This is a genomic window from Candidatus Chlorohelix allophototropha, from assembly GCF_030389965.1.
Classification (GTDB): domain Bacteria; phylum Chloroflexota; class Chloroflexia; order Chloroheliales; family Chloroheliaceae; genus Chlorohelix; species Chlorohelix allophototropha.
On the sequence record NZ_CP128399.1, the window covers coordinates 1,896,331 to 1,915,382 of the forward strand.

Annotated in this window: 19 protein-coding genes; 8 read left to right on the plus strand and 11 right to left on the minus strand. The window is 45.8% G+C overall.

The window, feature by feature from the left end; all coding sequences use genetic code 11:
• Window positions 1–47 precede the first annotated feature (47 nt).
• Window positions 48–1,007 carry a cation diffusion facilitator family transporter gene (locus tag OZ401_RS08395; protein ID WP_341467781.1) on the minus strand — a complete coding sequence of 320 codons (960 nt, stop codon included), beginning with the start codon at window positions 1,005–1,007 and terminating at the stop codon, window positions 48–50.
• Between the two features lie 440 nt (window positions 1,008–1,447).
• On the opposite strand from OZ401_RS08395, the gene OZ401_RS08400 reads away from it, so the two are divergent.
• Window positions 1,448–2,950, plus strand: coding sequence for a DEAD/DEAH box helicase (locus OZ401_RS08400; protein ID WP_341467782.1), 1,503 nt, complete (start codon window positions 1,448–1,450; stop codon window positions 2,948–2,950).
• A gap of 209 nt (window positions 2,951–3,159) precedes the next feature.
• On the plus strand, window positions 3,160–3,795 hold the full coding sequence (locus OZ401_RS08405) for a sigma-70 family RNA polymerase sigma factor (protein ID WP_341467783.1): 636 nt from the start codon (window positions 3,160–3,162) through the stop codon (window positions 3,793–3,795).
• 162 nt (window positions 3,796–3,957) lie between these two features.
• On the opposite strand, the gene OZ401_RS08410 is transcribed toward OZ401_RS08405, so the two are convergent.
• Window positions 3,958–5,073 (minus strand): Crp/Fnr family transcriptional regulator, encoded by a 1,116-nt coding sequence (locus tag OZ401_RS08410; RefSeq protein WP_341467784.1) that lies wholly within the window; start codon window positions 5,071–5,073, stop codon window positions 3,958–3,960.
• A 477-nt stretch (window positions 5,074–5,550) separates the two neighbouring features.
• Between OZ401_RS08410 and chlG the strand changes: the two genes are divergently transcribed.
• On the plus strand, window positions 5,551–6,522 hold the full coding sequence (chlG, locus tag OZ401_RS08415) for a chlorophyll synthase ChlG (RefSeq protein WP_341467785.1): 972 nt from the start codon (window positions 5,551–5,553) through the stop codon (window positions 6,520–6,522).
• Between the two features lie 51 nt (window positions 6,523–6,573).
• Here chlG and OZ401_RS08420 read toward each other — a convergent pair whose 3' ends face one another.
• From OZ401_RS08420 to OZ401_RS08430, 3 genes are all read right to left on the minus strand, one after another.
• The gene (locus OZ401_RS08420) at window positions 6,574–7,704 is read right to left on the minus strand and encodes a glycosyltransferase family 4 protein (protein ID WP_341467786.1); all 1,131 of its coding nucleotides are present in this window, start codon (window positions 7,702–7,704) and stop codon (window positions 6,574–6,576) included.
• A 111-nt stretch (window positions 7,705–7,815) separates the two neighbouring features.
• Window positions 7,816–8,187, minus strand: coding sequence for a beta/alpha barrel domain-containing protein (locus OZ401_RS08425; RefSeq protein WP_341467787.1), 372 nt, complete (start codon window positions 8,185–8,187; stop codon window positions 7,816–7,818).
• Window positions 8,188–8,232: 45 nt separating this feature from the next.
• Window positions 8,233–8,784: a hypothetical protein gene (locus tag OZ401_RS08430; RefSeq protein WP_341467788.1), complete on the minus strand. Its 552-nt coding sequence runs from the start codon at window positions 8,782–8,784 to the stop codon at window positions 8,233–8,235.
• Between the two features lie 536 nt (window positions 8,785–9,320).
• Between OZ401_RS08430 and OZ401_RS08435 the strand changes: the two genes are divergently transcribed.
• Together OZ401_RS08435 and murJ are read left to right on the plus strand one after the other, a co-directional pair.
• Window positions 9,321–10,232, plus strand: coding sequence for a restriction endonuclease (locus tag OZ401_RS08435; RefSeq protein WP_341467789.1), 912 nt, complete (start codon window positions 9,321–9,323; stop codon window positions 10,230–10,232).
• Window positions 10,233–11,777, plus strand: a complete 1,545-nt coding sequence (murJ, locus tag OZ401_RS08440) for a murein biosynthesis integral membrane protein MurJ (RefSeq protein ID WP_341467790.1) — start codon at window positions 10,233–10,235, stop codon at window positions 11,775–11,777.
• Between the two features lie 131 nt (window positions 11,778–11,908).
• On the opposite strand, the gene OZ401_RS08445 is transcribed toward murJ, so the two are convergent.
• The 5 genes from OZ401_RS08445 to OZ401_RS08465 form a co-directional block, all read right to left on the minus strand.
• Window positions 11,909–13,180 carry an ABC transporter permease gene (locus OZ401_RS08445; RefSeq protein ID WP_341467791.1) on the minus strand — a complete coding sequence of 424 codons (1,272 nt, stop codon included), beginning with the start codon at window positions 13,178–13,180 and terminating at the stop codon, window positions 11,909–11,911.
• Window positions 13,181–13,300: 120 nt separating this feature from the next.
• Window positions 13,301–14,344, minus strand: a complete 1,044-nt coding sequence (locus OZ401_RS08450) for an ABC transporter ATP-binding protein (protein ID WP_341467792.1) — start codon at window positions 14,342–14,344, stop codon at window positions 13,301–13,303.
• Window positions 14,345–14,653: 309 nt separating this feature from the next.
• On the minus strand, window positions 14,654–15,094 hold the full coding sequence (locus OZ401_RS08455) for a hypothetical protein (RefSeq protein ID WP_341467793.1): 441 nt from the start codon (window positions 15,092–15,094) through the stop codon (window positions 14,654–14,656).
• 16 nt (window positions 15,095–15,110) lie between these two features.
• Window positions 15,111–15,890 carry a hypothetical protein gene (locus OZ401_RS08460; RefSeq protein ID WP_341467794.1) on the minus strand — a complete coding sequence of 260 codons (780 nt, stop codon included), beginning with the start codon at window positions 15,888–15,890 and terminating at the stop codon, window positions 15,111–15,113.
• An 11-nt stretch (window positions 15,891–15,901) separates the two neighbouring features.
• Window positions 15,902–16,387, minus strand: a complete 486-nt coding sequence (locus OZ401_RS08465; RefSeq protein WP_341467795.1) for a Fur family transcriptional regulator — start codon at window positions 16,385–16,387, stop codon at window positions 15,902–15,904.
• A 199-nt stretch (window positions 16,388–16,586) separates the two neighbouring features.
• Here OZ401_RS08465 and OZ401_RS08470 point away from each other — a divergent pair, with 199 nt between their 5' ends.
• From OZ401_RS08470 to OZ401_RS08480, 3 genes are read left to right on the plus strand one after another with little or no spacing between them, the layout of a single operon-like run.
• The gene (locus OZ401_RS08470; protein WP_341467796.1) at window positions 16,587–16,976 is read left to right on the plus strand and encodes a helix-turn-helix transcriptional regulator; all 390 of its coding nucleotides are present in this window, start codon (window positions 16,587–16,589) and stop codon (window positions 16,974–16,976) included.
• A gap of 34 nt (window positions 16,977–17,010) precedes the next feature.
• The gene (locus OZ401_RS08475; RefSeq protein WP_341467797.1) at window positions 17,011–18,333 is read left to right on the plus strand and encodes a cation:proton antiporter; all 1,323 of its coding nucleotides are present in this window, start codon (window positions 17,011–17,013) and stop codon (window positions 18,331–18,333) included.
• A 19-nt stretch (window positions 18,334–18,352) separates the two neighbouring features.
• Window positions 18,353–18,697: an HAD family hydrolase gene (locus tag OZ401_RS08480; RefSeq protein ID WP_341467798.1), complete on the plus strand. Its 345-nt coding sequence runs from the start codon at window positions 18,353–18,355 to the stop codon at window positions 18,695–18,697.
• A gap of 11 nt (window positions 18,698–18,708) precedes the next feature.
• Here the strand turns inward: OZ401_RS08480 and OZ401_RS08485 are convergent, their stop codons facing one another.
• Window positions 18,709–18,942 (minus strand): hypothetical protein, encoded by a 234-nt coding sequence (locus OZ401_RS08485; protein ID WP_341467799.1) that lies wholly within the window; start codon window positions 18,940–18,942, stop codon window positions 18,709–18,711.
• Window positions 18,943–19,052: the final 110 nt, after the last annotated feature.

A 19,052-nucleotide genomic window follows, 5' to 3' on the forward strand; every position in this document is an offset into this window, starting at 1 on the left:
TAAATCAAGACTCTTGCTCAACCCATAGCACAATGTGGAAACGGAATTTATTTACTGGAACTGCAAAGATAGATTCCTTCTGATTCGGTGCAAATGCTTTGCGGCTCAATGTGGATTTGCACTGTTATACTGTTGACCGAATTGTGAATATCTTCTTCGAGCCAATTGCAGAGACGATGTGCTTCCAGTGCGGTCATTTCATCTGGTACAACCAGATGAAAGTCAATGTGGCGATCAGGTCCCGATTGGCGAGTACGTAACATATGGTAATTTACATACCACTCCTTGTAATGCTCGATTCTCTGGCTAATTACCCTGTTTTCCTCGTCTGGCAAGCTAGAATCTACCAAACCTGAAATGGAATGCAGCAAAATTTCCCAGCCTGCTTTGATTATCAACATGGCGACCAGCAAAGCAACCACCGGGTCAAGCCAGTTCCAGCCTGTTATCCAGACTAACGACAAGCCCACCAGCACTCCAACACAGGTTATAACATCGGCATGAAGGTGTGCAGCATCTGCCAGCAAGGCGATTGAGTCGGTTTCTTTAGCTACTTTCTTGAGGTACTTCGATACCAAGAAGTTGACCAACGCAGAAGCGCCCATAATGGCGGCTCCTAACAAAGGTTGCTCTATCACCGGGGCTGCGCCGAATTTATCCACCGCTTCCATAATGATTACCCCAGCGCCGGCAAAGATCAGCAACGATTCAATTGCGCCGCTCAGATTTTCGATTTTGCCGTGACCAAAGGGATGGCTTTTATCAGCAGGACGTGCCGCAATCCTGACTGCTATAAGCGCAATAATGGCGGCTATTAAATCCACGCTGCTATGAATTGCCTCTGAAATAACGCTGATTGAACCAATTGATAGACCAACTGCCAGTTTGGAGACTATAAGCGCGCTATTTGAGACAACACTCCACCGTGCCGCACGTTTGCGCCGCTCGACTATATCTATGCGGGCGGTTTTTGTAATAGTATTAACCTGTTCGTTAACCTTTAGCAAAAGATATTTCTCTCTTCCACACTAATGCTACATTAAAAAATAAACTAAAAACCCTTTATTCATTATACGCAGTTTGTGAAGAATCAAAGAAAATATTAGAGTTTAACATCCTTAATTGAACACCAAAGATAAACTTTTAGGGTAATATTGATTAATCTTTACCATTAGCCAGTGCTAATTTGCGATGCCTGAGCATTAGTACAAAAAGTGTGTTATACTTATTAAGAACAAATATATGGCTGTGATAAGAGGTTGCGTCAATGAAGTTACGTACCTCAGGGAACTTCTTCAGCAATCGGCACTTATCCAACGTGTCTTGTTTTCCTTCTTTTTGAAGCTTTCCCCAGGCTAATTTTTATGTTCATCTTTTATCAATAATAAATATGACTCGTTCTGGCTGTATGCCGGGGAGAGATTTTTTAGGAAGGCTAACCATACCTTTGAGTACGAACAATTTAATTACCGAAGAAATAACCCATACGGAAACCAAAGTAGCAACCTTTGCCCAATTTGGATTTCCTTCCTATTTGAAAGAAGGGTTGCTTAAGATGGGGTTTCATCACCCTACTGAAATTCAATCCAAAGCTATCCCAATACTGATGACCGGTCAGGATTTGATGGCACAGTCTATGACTGGAAGTGGAAAGACCGCCGCTTTTGCACTACCCTTGCTTGCTAGAATTCAGACCAAATCAAGAGAATTGCAAGCGCTCATTATTGTGCCAACCAGAGAACTGGCAGTACAGGTAACCCATGTTTTCAAAGGTCTTGCCGGAAACAGTGCCAGAGTTACCTCAATTTATGGTGGCGTTGGTATGGAAGGACAAATCCGCGGGTTGCAAACTGGCGGATATCAGGTTGTAGTGGGAACACCCGGACGCTTACGAGATCATTTAAATCGTGGCACTTTGAAGCTTGGCAACGTCCGTATGCTGATTCTCGATGAAGCCGATGAAATGCTGGATCGAGGTTTCACTCAGGATATCGAAGCAATTGCCAGTTGTACGGGTGTGCCGGGAAAACGTCAGACCGCTTTATTCTCGGCTACTTTGCCGGAATGGGTGATGAAAACTGCCTTAACGCACATGCGCAGTGACCACGAATCCATTTTAATTCCGCCCGGTGAAGCAACTGGTCCCGATATTGAGCATTTGATCTATGATATGAAGGTAATGGATAAACCGGTGGCGTTGTGCCATTTGCTCGATACCTACCCTTCACATTCTATGCTCGTATTTGCGCGTACCAGACATGGAGTTCACAAACTTGCTGCCCGTTTGCAACATGCGGGGTATTCTGCGGCAGGGCTTCAGGGCGATTTGAGCCAGAATGCTCGTGACCGCGTAATGTCCGACTTCCGAATGAAAAAAATCCGCATAATGGTGGCTACCAACGTAGGGGCACGTGGTCTTGATGTTAAAGGCGTAAGTCATGTTATAAACTATGATTTGCCGGAAAGCCCCGAATTATTTACACACCGGGCAGGTCGTACTGGTCGCAATGGTGAAAGTGGTACTGCTATCACCTTTTTGACCGGCGAAGACCGTGATAAATGGCGTGAGATCGAAGGTGCGATGCGCAGAGCCGGAGTTGATTTCACTCGTAGCCGCTGGGATGGTCCCCGTGCTACTCCAGAATCGATTCAAGCCTTTAATGCTGTTCCGGTTAACGAAATTAGCAGCTACGATGACTCGAAATTTGCGCCAAGGGAGTATCCACGCCGCGAAAATAATTCATGGCAGCCAGCCAGAAACGACAGGCCACGCCGCGAAAATAGCCAACCACAAGGGCAATTTGACCGTAATGCCAGACGACCTAACCGCAGTGGCAGTTTTGAAAATGGGGCGCAGCCTCGTTCAGAGCAAGGCACTCGCAACGAAGGGTTTCGCGACCGTGATGCGGCTTATTCTGGCGGGAAGCGTCGTAATTCCTACGAGCGTTAGGTAGTTCTACTCTTTTAGGTTCCTTCAATAAAAAGTAACCATACTTCAGACAAGGGGCATTAAGCTCCTTGTTTGATTTCACACATTTAAGAATTAATTAACTTCTTTCCAATAAAAACCTAATCTTTGCAGAGTATTATATAAATAGAGATTCAGTTAAATAGATAAATTTTAAAGCGCAAGTAATCATAGAATAAATAGAGGCTATTATGGATACAGTAGATACAAATATATCAATAGATTTCCCAGATTTAAACGAAACGAATATAGATTTAAATGATAATGAGTTGGTACGATTAATCTTACAGGGTGATAGTAATGCTATGGCGCAACTGATAAACCGTTATCAGGTGAGCGTCTATAATTTGTGTCGGCGAATGTTGCGTAACCAGCAAGAAGCGGAAGATGCAACTCAGGAAGTTTTCCTGCGGGTGTACCAACAACTCCACACTTATAATCTTGATCGAAAATTCTCAACTTGGATTCTTTCGATTGCGGCGCACTATTCCATAGACTTAATTCGGCGAAAGCGTCCGGTTTCCGACCTTGAAGAAATAATTTCATGGAAGGCAAGCCTAGACCCTGACCCGGAAGATATGGTGGTATCGGGCGAAGAAAGAGACGAAGTGCGCGAACAATTGAAAAAATTGCCCGGCAAGTACCGCATGGTGTTAATCTTGCGCTATTGGTACGATTTCTCGTATGAGGAAATTTCCAAAGCTACCCTCCTATCGATCTCAAACGTAAAAATCAGGCTGTTTCGAGCACGCGAAATTCTGGCAAAACAAATGGCAGGTTCACAGCCTGCCTTAAAAGCCGCCGGGAAGCTTGCCTTTGGTTATTAACTGATAAGTTGTAAGGGAGAGAAAAAGAAGCGAAGAAAAGCTGAATACTCAGTTGGTAAAGTTAAGTGATCAAACCCTCGGTACGACAACTATTGCTCTAATGAAAAAAAGAAGGGCGCTTATAACCCTTCTTGAAGATAACTTTAACTTTTAAGCGTGTTGCTAAGCGACAAGTTCCTGTAAAGCGCGTCTATCCAAAATCTGGATTGTACGGTTTTGGACGTTGATAAGTTTCTTGCGCTGAAGCTCAAGCAATTTGCGTGTAACGGTAACGCGGTTGCTACCGATCATATCGGCAAGCTCTTGATGGGTTAACCCAAGCTCGATTACAACCGAATTCTGATTCTCCACCCCAAACTCAGTAGCTAATTTAAGAAGAATATTTACTAACCTCAGGCTTACATCCCTGCCGAGCAAACCTTCAATCAAGATTTGGCTTTGGGAAAGCTGTTGCGAAAAACTGTAGATTATTCTGCTGGCGAGAGTAGGCGATTGTTCCATCAACGTATCCAACGCACTCTCTTGAATGCATGCCACAATCGAGTCGCTCATTGCTTCAGCATATACATCGTGGAAATAGCTATTCTGGTTGCTGGATTGTGCAAAAACGTCATTCAAGCTCAAAATTGATAGGGTGATAGCCCGTCCGTCTGGCAGGATTTCATACAACCGAACTCGTCCCATCATTACAAAATAAAGGATTGCGCGGTTATCACCGGGCTGGAAAATTTTCTGGTTTTCGGAGTAGCGTACCAACCGGAAGGCATGCACACTTTTAACCAGTTCTTGCAAACTGCTACGTTCGAGGCGCAAACGCCGCGACTCGGCGCTTTCCGCAGCCAGTTCATCTTGGATAATCCGATTTTCATCAATAAACCCATTGAGAATTGCGCCTTCAGCGCGAGAACGTAGAATATTGAATCTTTCGGTTATGGGTTTTAACAATCCGGGGTTTTGCTCAACCATGTGGGTGTTACTGATAATGTCCCACATCATGTTCATCATTGTGGACATCTGCCCTACAACTGCCTCAATACGGGTGGAAGCGCGAGCTTGCAGCCTACCTTCTTTTTCAAGAATAACAAGGTATTCGTCGTAGCGGGCTGTTCTTAGCGCACGAATTAGCTGTTCCCAAAGAGACATGTGCCTCTTACGAACATCTGCGTCAAACTTGGCTACTTCAAACCCATACCCTCGTTGGTCAATCAGCGAAGCCCATTTCTTTCGAAAAATAGGCTTTGCCTCGGCTAAAGCACGTGCCAGTTCCTCAGCTACCATAGCTATCCCTTTCCGGCTAATTTCTTAAGAGAGGAGGGCAACACTAAATTAAGAACTCTGTTTTTGGCTGGAGTCCTCTCATTTTTAACAGCAATAACATGTATTACTTGAAACAATCTGAAATGTGGAGTCTTAAAAAGAGATTAGTAGTAGCAAAAAGTTCCACACTCAAATACAACAAGCATAAGCTAAACAAGCTATGGCTGGTGCCCGACAAAAATTAGGTTGTTCGTTATTTTTTTTACGATAAACAGCCGAAATCTTATGCGTATTATAAACAAACCTTGAAAAAAAGGCAAGAAAGTTAAGGTTAAGATTCGAATTCATCATGGTATTCAAAGTTGAGACAATATGAGGGTAGTGTAAACTACTGCTATGCAGTTTCGTTTCTGCTTGAATCAATTAAATTGTATTTTTATAACCACATGCTTCAGCATTGTACCATCCACCGGACGTAAGCAATGAAAGAAGGAAAAAATGTCGCTCAATCCCGATAACCGGCAAGGATACAGAGCCAGAATCAGAACAACGGGTGATTTGGCTCCGAGTACCGTCAGCTTTAAAACTAGATTGGGCTACAGCATTGGGATTATGAAGCCGGTAACATGGTTTGCGCCAATGTGGGCTTTTCTTTGCGGTGCAGTGGGTGTCAGCATGGATTGGGGTAAAGCTGAGAATATCTTCAAATTAGTTTTGGGTATTCTTCTTTCCGGTCCAGTTCTGTGCGGTTTGTCGCAAGTGCTAAACGATTGGTTTGATCGTGAAGTGGACGCGATAAACGAGCCACAGCGGTTGATTCCATCCGGCAAAGTAGGCGGCGGGCATGTGCTGGTAGAAACGCTGGTGCTTTCTATTCTCGGCGTAGCAATTCCAATGTATTTGGGTACCCCTGTTATGATACTGACTGCTTTGGGTTTTATCCTAGCTCTTAGCTACAGTATTCACCCTATCCGCGCAAAACGCAACGGTTGGATCGGTAACGCGCTGGTAGCCTTAAGTTATGAAGGCTTACCTTGGTTAGCAGGTTCTACTACCTTTGGATCAAACGGCGCGGGTGGTTGGTCTTCTATTACCTCATTGGGGTTGGCTGCGGCAATGTTCTATAGCCTTGGCGCGCACGGTATTATGACCATTAACGATTTCAAAAGCATCAAGGGCGATACTCAAATGGGTATCAAAACTATTCCGGTGCAACATGGTCCACGTGCTGCCGCTTGGATTGCGATTGTTATTATGAACATTTCTCAAGTTGCTGTTATCACGCTGCTTGTTATGACTGGAAAGTGGGTCAACGCCGGAATTGTAGCAATACTATTGGTAGGACAATTCCCACTTCAGCGTAAATTCCTAAACGACCCGAAGGGTAAAGCAATTTGGTATAACACCACCGGCACAACTATGTATGTATATGGGATGCTTTTTACCGCAATAGGTTTAGGGGTAAATTAGAAAAAGAATTTTAGAAACCACCTCTCTGAAATGGAGAGGTGGTTTTTTTATTTATACGGTGAGAAGTGATTTGGAATTGGCTATGACTTCGCATAACTCTAACAATTTGCGGCTATTTTGGAGAGCGTCATGATCGGTTTTAGCCAACGCTAGGCTGCGTTCGCCCATTTGTAGGCGCAAATTCGGGCTTTCCAGTAAAGTAATTAACGCCCTTGAAAGCGCTGCACCATCCCGCGGTTTAATCAAAAAGCCGTTCTGCCCTTCCAATACTGCCTCATCAATTGCACCCACGCGGGTAGAGATTACGGGTAGGGCAGAAGCTAACGCCTCGCCTATAACTACCGGGAGACAATCGCCTTCGGTAGGTAGCGCAAATATATCTGCTTGTTTGTAAAGTTTCTGCATTTCTGGGCTGTTTGCAGCGATACCATGATGCACGAATAACCCAAGTTCCGGTTCATTCGGGATATCGGCTTTTGTAACCAAATGTAATTCAGCTTTCAGTCCCTTGCTTTTTATTATCTCACGGTAAGTTTGCAGCAAGAGCTTTCCACCTTTCCGCTCGAAATCGCCTCCTACAAACAGGATACGCACCGGGTCAGTATTGCTTTTAACCCGCCGTGTTTGCCATTCTTGGTCGCTTAATTGCCAAAGTTGGAGGTTAGTGCCGGGTCGTATAACTTCAACTTTATCCGGGGCAATACCGTAATCTTCAACCAACGATTTTTTGACCCAATGCGACCATGTGACCAATGCTTTAGCGGCGCGATAGGAACGTCGGTGCATTGCCAATTTCATTTCTTCGCTCAAGCGATTGCCTTGCTTGTGGTTGTAGGCTTGCCCAACGGAGTCAAGGTTTTTGGGTGTCGCATCAAGAGAAATAATCGTGGGAACCCCTTTTGTTTTATCAATTGAGAAAACAGTAAGGGTAGCGGTATGGAAGAAGAAAAGATCAGGCTTATAATTTAGTTTTGATATAGCTCTACGCGCTTTTAGACCTGCACGTATAGTCCAGTTTCGCAGCACGGGAAGCTGTTCCAAGCGTGATGTTGGCGGATAGTTTACATCAAGCCATTCTATCTTTACTCCGGTTTCATTGCGATAAGCATTTTTCAGGTTCGAGGCATGTACCGCATTACCGAGGGTTTGCTCCATTACGAACGCAAATTTTTTTGGTTCCATTGTTACCTTTACCGGCTAAATTAACAAAAAATCATGTTCCATTTTTATAATAGCCTACTGACTTAAAGAGAGGGTGACACCGGAATAAAGGGTGATTACAGAGCATTAATACTATTCTTCGACTTCAAAGCCCTCCGTTGCTATATTTGTGGCGGGATTATGACGCGCTGCAATCAATTCGGCGAAACGTTGCACAATTGCGCTGTTGGCTACCGCTTTATATGCCCCGGCTTGGCGCGCTTTTAAAAGCGCCTCAGGTTGTATATGCGAACCAAATGCCAGTACCGGAATTCCGGCTTGGCGCGCTTCCTTAATCAAGCTTTCCCATTCGAATTGGTTTGCTTGCGTATCAACCAAGGCGAGTTCAAAGTGGTCTTTGCTCACCCAAGCCCGAAAGTCAGCGTCATTACGGGCGAAAACCCCGCTCCAGGTTTCGCCATTTTCAGAGGGAAGATGTTGGAGCGAGGTTTTTAATTTACTCATAAACATAAGATCGCGCGTTATAGCCAATAACTTCATAATTTAGCCCTAAAGAGACTTAACAAAACCCTCACCGTTTTTAATAAAGCCGTTTGTGGTAAAGAAGCTTTCGTTCCATTCTGAGTTATCGTTTTTAGGGAGTGACACGCTGATTGCTTTCAAACCCTTATTACGTGCAATGAGTTCAGCCTCCCTTAAAATTTCAAGTCCTACACCCCGTTCCTCGTAACCCGGTAGCGTATCATAATGATATAAGTGTAACTGACTGTCTATCAGTCTAGCTTTGCCTCCCGCAATCTGGCGAGTACCCCAATAGGCAGCGATATTTACCGGAGGATGTACCTCACTGGAAGTTTGCCCGGTATTATCCTCTGTACGCAGCGCAATATGCCTGCCATCCACATCATTGAAAATACGCTCTACGCCGGGGCGGCAATACATATCTCGCCGCTCTTTACTATTCAAATCTATCTGTCGTTGCTCTTCTTCTTCTTTGGCGGCTTGTGATGCGCTCAACTTACGTTTGTTAAGCGCACCACCCCACTCTAATTCATTTGTACCCTTCTCATCTTTTTCTTTTTTCTTGAAGAACCCGAACATTGTTAATTCTCCTGTAGTATATATTCAGCTCATAAATTACGGTATAAACGGTTTCTATATTTCTAAATTCTATCCTACCACAACTTGTATATAATTTGGTTCAAGGCGATGATAGCTCCAACTGTTCTAAAAACCTACCCGGTTTTGAACAGTTTTGGGAGGGGTAGTATTTGTCGCAAGCGCAAAGATACCTTTAAGCAGCATTATCAGCATTAAAATTAACAAGAAAAGATACGCTATGCAGGCGTGAATGGCGTATATGAAATATCCCCTCTATCATATTTGTTATGGGTAAGCCTGATTAGTTTGAGAAGATGACGTTATCACAAAATTTATATACCGTCAAAAGTAGTAGTACCGATTACCATCTACCTAAAGTGTATGCGGCAAACATCCTGAAGGGAAATATCCACGACAAGCTCAGTTTCCGCTTAACCCTTCGTAACGACCTCTTGCAAAAATGCTATAATCTGTTTTTAGTCACAGAAGTTTTGGTAATGCTATATTGTGTTTAGTTCTAAGAAGGAATTGTCTAAATGGCTGTACCGGACTTTCAGACTTTAATGCTTCCCTTGATGCGGATAGTAGAGGATGGGGCTGAACATCTATTAAGCGATGCTATTGAAAGACTTGCAATCCAGTTTAATTTATCAGAAGAAGACCGGAAAGAACTTTTACCGAGCGGTAGACAAGCCAAATTGGATAACAGGGTAGGTTGGAGCCTAACACATTTGCGTAAAGCCGTTCTCCTTGAAAGTACTGGTCGGGGAAAATTCAGAATCACTGGACGGGGGAAAACTTTACTAAAATCGAACCCTCAAATCATAAACATGAAAACATTGATGCAGTACCCTGAATTTATTGAATTTCGCAAGAAAGAAGAAGATACCAAGCATAACGATATTAAAGACGAAGTAAATACGGGACAGACCCTTGAAGAAGTGCTTGAATCCAGTTATCAAACTCTTAGAAAGATTCTTGCTCAGGAACTTCTTGACAGGGTTAAGAAAGTAACACCTCGCTTTTTTGAGAGATTGGTGGTTGATTTGCTGGTTAATATGGGCTATGGTGGCTCTCGCAGAGATGCAGGTGCTGCTATTGGTCAAAGTGGCGATGGTGGAATAGATGGAATTATTAAAGAAGATAGACTCGGTCTTGATGCAGTTTTTATTCAGGCAAAACGCTGGGAAAATACTGTTGGACGACCTGTAGTACAGGCTTTTGCCGGTAGCCTTGAAGGGCAGCGAGCTAGAAAAGGCATTCTTATAACTACCTCCACTTTTTCTCAAGAAGCCCGCGATTACGTCAATCGTATCGAGAAAAAAATAGTATTAATTGACGGTGAGCAACTTGCGCAATACATGATAGATTATTGCACCGGGATAACTGACGTTGCTACATATACGATCAAGAAGATTGACGCAGATTATTTTGATAATGAGCTTTAGTTGAGACGAATTTTTTCCAATACCCTGATAGTGATGGTGGCGACACTGGCAAGCCGGGTGCTTGGCTTGCTGCGTGAAGTGGTAATCGCGGCGCGTTTTGGGACAGGCGAGGATTACAGTGCCTATGTTGCCGCTTTCAAAATACCCGATATGCTTTTTCTGGTGTTGAGCGGTGGTGCGTTGGGTTCTGCGCTCATCCCCGTGTTTGCGGGAATGCTAGGGCAGGGTGATAAAGATAAAGCGTGGCGACTGGCTAACGCGGTGGTAAACGACGCTTTCGTGGCTTTGCTGATCAGTGGAATAGTCGCCTTTGTTTTTGCTCCGTATCTGGTTTCGTGGGTAGTTGCGCCCAATTTCTCGCCTGCACAACAAGAATTGACCACCAGCCTGACCCGCTTACTGCTACTGCAACCCATTATGTTAGGAATGGGTGCAATTGCTTCGTCCGTTCTGAACGGTATGGAGCGATTTCTAGTTCCTGCGCTTGCGCCTCTCTTTTATAACCTAAGCATCATTCTAGGAGCGTTGTTTCTCTCACAGAGCATGGGGGTATATGGGCTTGTAGCGGGCGTAATTGGCGGTGCGGCGCTCTATCTGCTGCTCCAGATTCCTGCCATGTTCCGGGCGGGTTTTCGCTTCAAAGTGGGGTTGGATTGGCAAGCGGAAGGGGTTAGGCGAGTGTTAACCTCGCTTGGTCCGCGACTCATCGGGCAAGCCGCCTTGCAGATAAATTTCATTGTGATTACCAACCTTGCTTCGGGCGAACCTAAAACCGTATCCGCGCTAAATTATGCTTTCCAGCTTTTCATGCTTCCGCATGGTTTGTTCGCGCTGAGTGTGGCAGTAGTGACCTTCCCGGCAATGGCACGTCTCTACGGAGCGGGCGACCTAGCAGGCTTGAAGGCTAAGCTGGTGGAAGGTTTGCGCCGCATTTATTTTTTCGCGCTACCCGCTACGCTTGGGCTAGGTTTGCTGGCAACTCCTATCGTGCGCTCCTTGTTTGAGCTTGGCAATTTCGATAAAACTAGCACCCAGATGGTTAGCTATCCGTTGGTATTTTTCAGCATTGGACTGGTTGGCTACGGTGTAACCGAAATTACCACCCGCACATTTTATGCGATGCACAACACTATCATTCCGGTTTTCGCCGCAGTAATAACCGTGCTGAGCAATGTGGCGTTGAGTATTGTGCTGCAACGTTCGCTAGGACATGGTGGGCTTGCGCTCAGCCTCGCTCTCACCAATACGTTAGAGGCGCTGATATTGCTCTACCTGATTAGGCGCAAGCTTGGAGCGTTAGATACAGGTAATGGGCTATGGCTTGGCATGCTTAAAATTACGCTGGCAGGCGACCTGATGGGTACATTTCTACTGCTGGCGGGCTGGTTGCTGGCAACGCCCCTGACAGACCTTTCCAAAGTCCCACTCATCCTACTGACAGGTGCGATTATTGGTGTAGCGGGTGCGATTTTCGGTGGCGCTGCCTATCTGCTCAAAATCGAGGAATTGCATAGTGTGACCGCGCGTTTCCGCCGCCGGGCTTAAAGGCTCTCAGAGTCTATCCCTAATTCACGCAATCGCGCCAAGCTCTTTCTTTTGTGGCAACTTTCGGTAGGTATAATAAAAAAACAAGGGGCTGTTTATACCCCTTGCCTTAGAGATTTATTCTTGCCTTGTTATTTGCTGATACGACTCAGCCCCAACGCTTGGAACATGGAGGGGCGTTTGCCGTAAAGCAGTACGCCTGCTCGGTAAATCCGCGCTGCATACCAACCGCTAACCACGATACCCCCTGCCAATAGCAAAAATGACAACGCGATTTCCCACGGCTCAACCGAGCCAAAACCCACTCGCGCCAGCATCAATATTGGGCTGAAGAAGGGTACGAAGGACAACACCTTTACCCATATCGCATCAATTGCCTGTAAGCCGAAGATTGACACGAAATACGCGATCATCATCAACGTAGAGATAGGCGCAATGGATTGGTTGACATCTTCTGAGCGACTGCACAAACTCCCGGCGGCAGCATAGAGCATCGAATATAGGAAGAAGCCGCCCAGATAGAATAACAGGAAGTAGCCAAGAGTAGAGATATCAAAACCAGACAAGTTGAAGGAGTTTGAACTGGCATCCCCGGTCAATGCTTCGGTAATTGGTCCTTGTAAAAGCAAGGCGGGTACTGCTACCAGCCCAACTATTAGGATGGAAACCAAACCCAACAAGCCAATGCCGAACACTTTGCCGAACATTATATCGGTGGGTTTTGCCGCGCTAATCATGATTTCCATCACTCGACTGCTCTTTTCTTCTGCCACGCCTTGTGCAATAATCGAGCCGAAAGCGTTCAGGGAAATAAAAAGCATAATTATCAATATCAAAACCACCCCGTAGGAAGCCGCTACCTGTGCTTCATCTTTGGCAATACCTTTGTTCTGACTGCGTTCCAGTTCGGTATCGGTCACTTTGATAGAAGCAGGGGTGGTAGTAACCTGCGGCGGGACATTCGCTCGCACAAGCCTGTCGGCAATGGTTAAGCGGGTTGCTGCATCAGAGACACGCTGGGTAGAAGTACCGTTTCGACCATCTTTGGTATAGTAATCAAAACTCAATTCATTTTTACTGTCACGGCTGATTTGCAGAACACCGTTGATTTTTCCATCCCGTACTTGTTGTTTCAGTCTATCCACCTGATCGGTAGAACTGTAGCTGATGACAAAAGGCGGTTTCTTGGGTTTGTTGGTGGTTACGCCGTTCAGTGAATAATTGACGTTAGTATTGAGATAATCATCAAGGAAAGTAGTAAGCTCAAGCCCGCCTATATTCGACTCTTTAGTATTGTTTACAATTGACAGGTGGGTCTGTGAACCACCTGTAATGGCAGTGATAATTACCGGAACATACATGTAACCTAAAAACACCAAAATGGTGATTATTATTGTTATCAAAAACGACCTTTTTTTGACGCGGGTTGAAAATTCGCGCATGAGAATCAATCTAAAGGGATTCATTTCATTTCTCCACTCTTGGAAGCTACACCTTACCCGTTAAACGCTTGCCTGATAATCTCAAGACTTTGCAGCAGTCAGCGTCTGGTTATATTCCTTTGCCACTGCGGCGAAGCGGTTGGGGTCTTCGGTTATGGAAACACCCGCTACCTTCTCGATAAAGATGTCGTTAAGTGACGGTTCTGCCAATTCGAAGCGCAATACATGGTCGCCTCGCTGTAACACCAGTCGTAGCAAATCGTCGGTAGTGGTGGGCGCAGAAAGATGCAATTCCACATAATCGGCACGACGTTTGGTGACGGATACTCCCGGTATCTGGTCAAGCCAGAGCATTTCAATATCATTTTGTAGCGCAAGGCGTACCACTTTTCTGCCTGTTCCGCTCTTTATCTCACGCAAATTGCCGTGTAGCAATACCTGCCCCTTGTTGATAAGCACGATGTCTTCGCACAACTCTTCCACCTGCTCCATCTGGTGAGTGCTGAAGATAATCGTTTTTCCACGCTTGTGCATCTCAAGGAAGGCTTCTTTTAGCTGGTTAACATTTATTGGGTCAAGTCCACTGAAAGGCTCATCCATAATTAGGATTTCAGGGTCGTGTAGTACCGCCGCTAGGAACTGGATTTTTTGCTGATTACCTTTGGAAAGTTCTTCAAGCTTTTTCTTGCGGTTCTGCTGGATGTCAAAACGATCAAGCCAATAATTTAAATGTTCTTCTGCTACTTTTTTGGGAGTTCCAAGTAATCGCGCCAGAAAGATAAGCTGTTCGTCCACCACCATTTTGGGGTATAAACCGCGTTCTTCCGGCAAATATCCAAAGCTTCGCCTAGGTATGTCAATGATCGATTTCCCCTTCCAGGTAATAGTACCGCTATCAGGACGCAAAATGTCCAGAATCATGCGAATTGTGGTAGTTTTGCCCGCTCCATTCGGACCGAGAAAACCGAATATATCGCCTGTCTCAACGGAGAAACTAATTTCATTGGCGGCTTGTATCCGAGTTTTTACGACTTTACTCTTTTTTTTGCGTCCGGTATTACCTGTTTCGCCTTCAACCGCTATCTCGGTTGTAAAGGTTTTGTTGACCTTATCCAACAAGAGCATAATGCCCTCCTTAAAACTGAATCTTTTATTCATGTTAGCGCCAAAGTCTTAGCGCGAGTATTTCTGCTTCTCATAGTAAGCCGATATTAAATAATTAACAATGGTCTATAGACTAATCTTGCTTAGGTCATAATATTTGGTTATCAGGGCTAATTTGTAACGCATGTTTCTGATGAATTTTGCAATGTGGGGAAAATCCAAATGCTACATCGGTCTGAAGGGATTGGGAGGATAATACCGAAGGTTCGGATGGAAAAAGAAAAGGCTCAAAAACCGATTTCGAGCCTGTATTTCGAGAATTCCGGGTTTTTAGTCTTTTTTCAGTTCGTAATCGCTAGTGTAGGGGCGACCCTGAATCTCGTTTGCTAGGGCGATACCTTCATTAACTAGATGGTCAACGCCCTTTATTAACTGGCTGCGCTCTTCCGAGGATAGACGCAAAAATGAAATGCCACTACCCAGTACTAACCCCCCGATGAAGAACAAAAGCCCACTCGGACCGCTGCGTTTCTTTTTAATACCTGCCTGCTCACGCAAGTAATCCAGCGCTTTTTCCATTTCTTCGGCTTTGCGTTGTTTGCGCGACATTATCTGCCCGAAAATCATACGTGCGCCGATGCTACCCAAACCCAACGCCAGTTTCCGCGAGTCGAACGCAATACTTTTTTTACCTTCTTCTTGCGGCTTGAGGCTATTTATTACCCCACTTGCGATTTCCATGATTGTGCTAAAATCCAACCCATCTGCCATTGTGTTTTGCTCCCACTTAGCCTCTGGCATTATCCAAAATTTTACCGGTCAGTGCATCTACCCGAATTAGCAAGGTTTTGCTGCCCTGCTCGAAAATCAGGTCGAAAGACAGCGATGCTCCCTCGCGGGCTGATTTTGCCAGCCTAAACCCTATCGGGCGATCGCTTTTATCACCGCCATTCGCTCGTGCTACTGCCATTACTTCGTTGGTATCTATCAGGGAGGGGATAGGCGGTAGGGCTTGTTCTGCCTGAAATTTCACATTATCTTCAGGCAAATCCTCCTCGCCTGATTTTGTAACAGTAAGTTTACCGTTATCCCACGTAACCAGCCAAGTGGTGCGCTTGCTGGCTTTTACCGAGATGGCTTGAAAGAACCATTCGGTGCAACGTCCGTCCGGTTCAATTCCAAGTTGTTTTTCCAAATTATTGAAAACCGAAACATATACCGCATCTTGCTGCCAACTTTTCACCTGTTGGTCAACCACCGCAAAAGCTTCTTTCATGGTCGCGCCACCCTTTGCGCCGATAATAGGGGTAGGTGTGCCGTTGCTACCGGGTAAGGCAACCGTAGTTGCAGGGGTAGGGCTAACCACTGGCGTGGCTAGTACTGCCACAATAGTAGTGCTAGGAGCGGCGGAAGTGGTTACGCTTGTGCTGGTGGTAGCGGCAGCGGTGGTGCTACTGGCAACTGGAGTAGCAGTAGTGGCGCTATCCCCACAGCCTGCCAGAAGCAAAGTGATTAGCACCAGCAACATCATAAATCTCTTATTTAAGTACCATTTCGCTATTCGCATTAATGCGCTCTTTACGAATCCTTTTTCATAATTGAACCGACTACCGCAAATTGTTCCTTATTCTGGCAACGTTCGCACTGTCCGAAAACTTCCAGCCAGTGTCCTTTAATGCTGAAATTGGTCAGGCGGGATAAATCTTGCAGCAACTCGTTCAGATGGCAATTTTCGAAGTCTATAGTCAAACCGCAGGTGTTGCAAATAAGGTGGTGATGGTGGCGGCTTTGACATACCACGTAGCTATGGCAACCGTCTCCCAGATGTATTTTCTCCAGCAATTGCATGCTCGTTAGAAGGTCGAGGGTGCGAAAAACAGTAGCGCGACCAACCGAAGGGGCTTCACTCTTTATGGTTTCATAAAGGTCTGCGGCGCTAAAATGACCTTCGTGTTTGAGGGCAAGCTCAACCACAACTCGACGCGACTCGGTTAGTTTATAACCCGAATCGCTGATTTTCTGCATTATTTCTTCGCCGGCTGAAGTCTTTACGATAGTACCCATAGCTCACCACTTGTTATACAGCTATGTACTGCCCGGAATATACCGGTACAACGGAAGTGAATTATACGCTATTGCCAACTCAAGGGCAAACAAAAATTCAGCGGTCACAGAAATCACAACCACATTTACAGAAAAATAAATATGTTATATAATTACATGAACAATATTACCGGTATTAATGATTATATGGGGAACATTTATGACCTCGCAACCTACTAAAGATAATAAGTGGCAGCTTTTTACCTCGCACGGGCTGGTGCTGATTTCGTTGCTGAACAAGCCGGGTAAAACCATTCGCGAGATTGGCTATTCGCTTGATCTCACCGAACGTGCAGTGTCACGGGCTATAACTGACCTAATCGAAGAGGGCTATGTGGTGAAAACCCGCTTGGGGCGGCGTTGCTTTTACCGGGTCAACGAAGATAAAGTTTTGAAATTCCCGCTCGGTATCGGCTATGAAGATTCCCCGCATATTACCGTGAAGGGGCTGAAAGCCGAGAACCTGGCGACTCATGCCGAACATCTGGATAATCCAGATGATGCGCCAGTGCGTAAAAAGGGCGACAAAGCAGCGGTTTCGAGCGTATAAAGCATGTTATAGATGAACTTGTGAGGCTGGCACGATGAATCTCGTTATCTCACCTGTAGGAAAACTGCTATACACGCCAACGGCGGCAGCAGCAAGCGAAGGCATGAGTCCTGTTTTACAATTTTTGCTTGTGCTGGCTCTGGTTATTTTTGCTGCCAAAGCAGCGGGCTACCTCAGCACTCGGTTTGGGCAACCGGCAGTGCTAGGCGAATTGCTGGCGGGTGTTATTCTCGGTCCTAGCCTAATCAACCTGTACAATCTGGGCTTTATCCAGCCTGAAAATCGCCCTTATTTGGAGAACACCATCAAGATTATTGCCGAATTGGGTGTAATCTTCCTTATGTTTATGGCTGGTCTTGAAACCAACCTAAGCGAAATGTTTAAGGTGGGCAGGGTTGCGGTATTTTCAGGTATTAGTGGCGTAATCTTCCCGATTGCCTTTGGTATTCTGGTGGCAATGCCCTTCGGTTACACTTTTGAAAAGAGCCTGTTTATCGGTATCATACTGGCGGCTACCAGCGTTAGCATATCGGCGCAAACCATGCTCGAACTGGGCGTACTACGCAAACGCGAGGGCGTTGCGCTGCTTGGGGCGGCGGTTTTTGATGATGTGCTGGTGGTGCTGGTACTCTCCTTTTATCTGGCAATGGTGGGTGGCGGTAGCGGTGGTGGTGCGCTTGAAATTATAGCGGTAATCCTGAAAATGGCGGCTTTCTTCCTTGTCACTGCGCTGCTCGGCTTAAAGGTTTTACCGTGGGCGCTGTCGCGGGTTAAAAAACTGCCAATCAGCGAAAATATAACTGCCACAATGGTAGTGCTTGTGTTGCTAACGGCGTGGGCTGCCGAATATTTGGGAGGCGTAGCGCTAATAGTGGGGGCGTTTATGGTGGGAGTATTGGCGGCGCGTACCCGTTTCCGGCACGAACTGGAAGAAAAATTCCGCACAATAATTTACGCGCTGCTTGTTCCGGTATTCTTCGTCAGTATCGGGTTGCTGGTAAATCTGGGCAGTATAAACGGCGAGGCATGGTTCTTTGCCGGGTTGGTGTGTGTGGCTGCTATTGTCAGCAAAATAATCGGTTGTGGACTGGGAGCGCGTCTTACCGGCTTTAACAATCTTTCTAGCTTGCGGTTGGGTGTGGGCATGGTATCACGCGGGGAGGTCGGGCTGATAGTGGCTTCGGTTGGTATTTCTGAAGGAATCCTGAATCAACAAGTGTATGCGGCGACGGTTTTGATGGTGCTGGTCACTACGCTTTTCACGCCCTTTGCTTTGAAACTGGCATTTCGAGGTGAGAAAAGAACCGATGCGGGCATAAAAGCGGCGGAACAGGTCGAAGTTAGCGGCGCGAACTAGCGTAAAAGAGAGTTTATAAATGAGCGATTATTATCTGGCTGTGCTGGTGCTGGACGATGAGGATTTCGAGGAAGAAGTGATTAATCTGTGGGCTGAAAAAAACGCGCGGGCAATAACAGCACTGGATTGTGAACAGTTTCTGATGCCGCGCAATTTCAACCGCGATGACCTCCCGCTTTTCCCCGGTCTGAGTGCGCTTACCGAACTGGAACGAAGCGAGCGGCGCTTGTTGTTTGCCCTTGTTAAGAGCCGCGAAGCCTTGCAACAACTTTATGAGGAAACCCGCCACAACACTGGGGCGGATATAAAACCGGGCAAGGCTTTGTTTTTTGGCTTGCCGTTGGCGCTGGTGCAGGGGCTATAGACGGTGAAAGATTAATGCGGTTTGCGCATTCGCACCGTGTAAGGGGGCAATCCCGCTACCGCATTGTAACGCTCGGTGTGCTGCACTTCGGGTAAATCTCGCTCGTCCTGATAAATCAGGCAATCGTTACCTATGCCACTATTCTCCTGCAAACGCTGTACATCTTGCAAAAAGCAGCTTTTGATAAAAATACAGTTATCGCATTTCTGGTGTTGCTTGCGCTCTACTATTAGTTCGTAACCCATCTATTATTCTCCATGGTGAATGTAATTGGCACAACGGTTTATTATCTGCGTATTATATAATATCCCTGCGTGGGAGGCGGTAAGCGATTTTCTGTCATTTCCTTGATATT

What these genes read in the sequence shown, in the direction of transcription:
- OZ401_RS08460 (WP_341467794.1), bottom strand. Translation starts at nt 15,890, where the DNA reads ATGCGAATAGCGAAATGGTACTTAAATAAGAGATTTATGATGTTGCTG.
- OZ401_RS08485 (WP_341467799.1), bottom strand. Translation starts at nt 18,942, where the DNA reads ATGGGTTACGAACTAATAGTAGAGCGCAAGCAACACCAGAAATGCGAT.
- chlG (WP_341467785.1), top strand. Translation starts at nt 5,551, where the DNA reads ATGTCGCTCAATCCCGATAACCGGCAAGGATACAGAGCCAGAATCAGA.
- OZ401_RS08480 (WP_341467798.1), top strand. Translation starts at nt 18,353, where the DNA reads ATGAGCGATTATTATCTGGCTGTGCTGGTGCTGGACGATGAGGATTTC.
- OZ401_RS08455 (WP_341467793.1), bottom strand. Translation starts at nt 15,094, where the DNA reads ATGGCAGATGGGTTGGATTTTAGCACAATCATGGAAATCGCAAGTGGG.
- OZ401_RS08450 (WP_341467792.1), bottom strand. Translation starts at nt 14,344, where the DNA reads ATGCTCTTGTTGGATAAGGTCAACAAAACCTTTACAACCGAGATAGCG.
- OZ401_RS08425 (WP_341467787.1), bottom strand. Translation starts at nt 8,187, where the DNA reads ATGAGTAAATTAAAAACCTCGCTCCAACATCTTCCCTCTGAAAATGGC.
- OZ401_RS08435 (WP_341467789.1), top strand. Translation starts at nt 9,321, where the DNA reads ATGGCTGTACCGGACTTTCAGACTTTAATGCTTCCCTTGATGCGGATA.
- OZ401_RS08420 (WP_341467786.1), bottom strand. Translation starts at nt 7,704, where the DNA reads ATGGAACCAAAAAAATTTGCGTTCGTAATGGAGCAAACCCTCGGTAAT.
- OZ401_RS08470 (WP_341467796.1), top strand. Translation starts at nt 16,587, where the DNA reads ATGACCTCGCAACCTACTAAAGATAATAAGTGGCAGCTTTTTACCTCG.
- OZ401_RS08410 (WP_341467784.1), bottom strand. Translation starts at nt 5,073, where the DNA reads ATGGTAGCTGAGGAACTGGCACGTGCTTTAGCCGAGGCAAAGCCTATT.
- OZ401_RS08475 (WP_341467797.1), top strand. Translation starts at nt 17,011, where the DNA reads ATGAATCTCGTTATCTCACCTGTAGGAAAACTGCTATACACGCCAACG.
- OZ401_RS08405 (WP_341467783.1), top strand. Translation starts at nt 3,160, where the DNA reads ATGGATACAGTAGATACAAATATATCAATAGATTTCCCAGATTTAAAC.
- OZ401_RS08465 (WP_341467795.1), bottom strand. Translation starts at nt 16,387, where the DNA reads ATGGGTACTATCGTAAAGACTTCAGCCGGCGAAGAAATAATGCAGAAA.
- OZ401_RS08430 (WP_341467788.1), bottom strand. Translation starts at nt 8,784, where the DNA reads ATGTTCGGGTTCTTCAAGAAAAAAGAAAAAGATGAGAAGGGTACAAAT.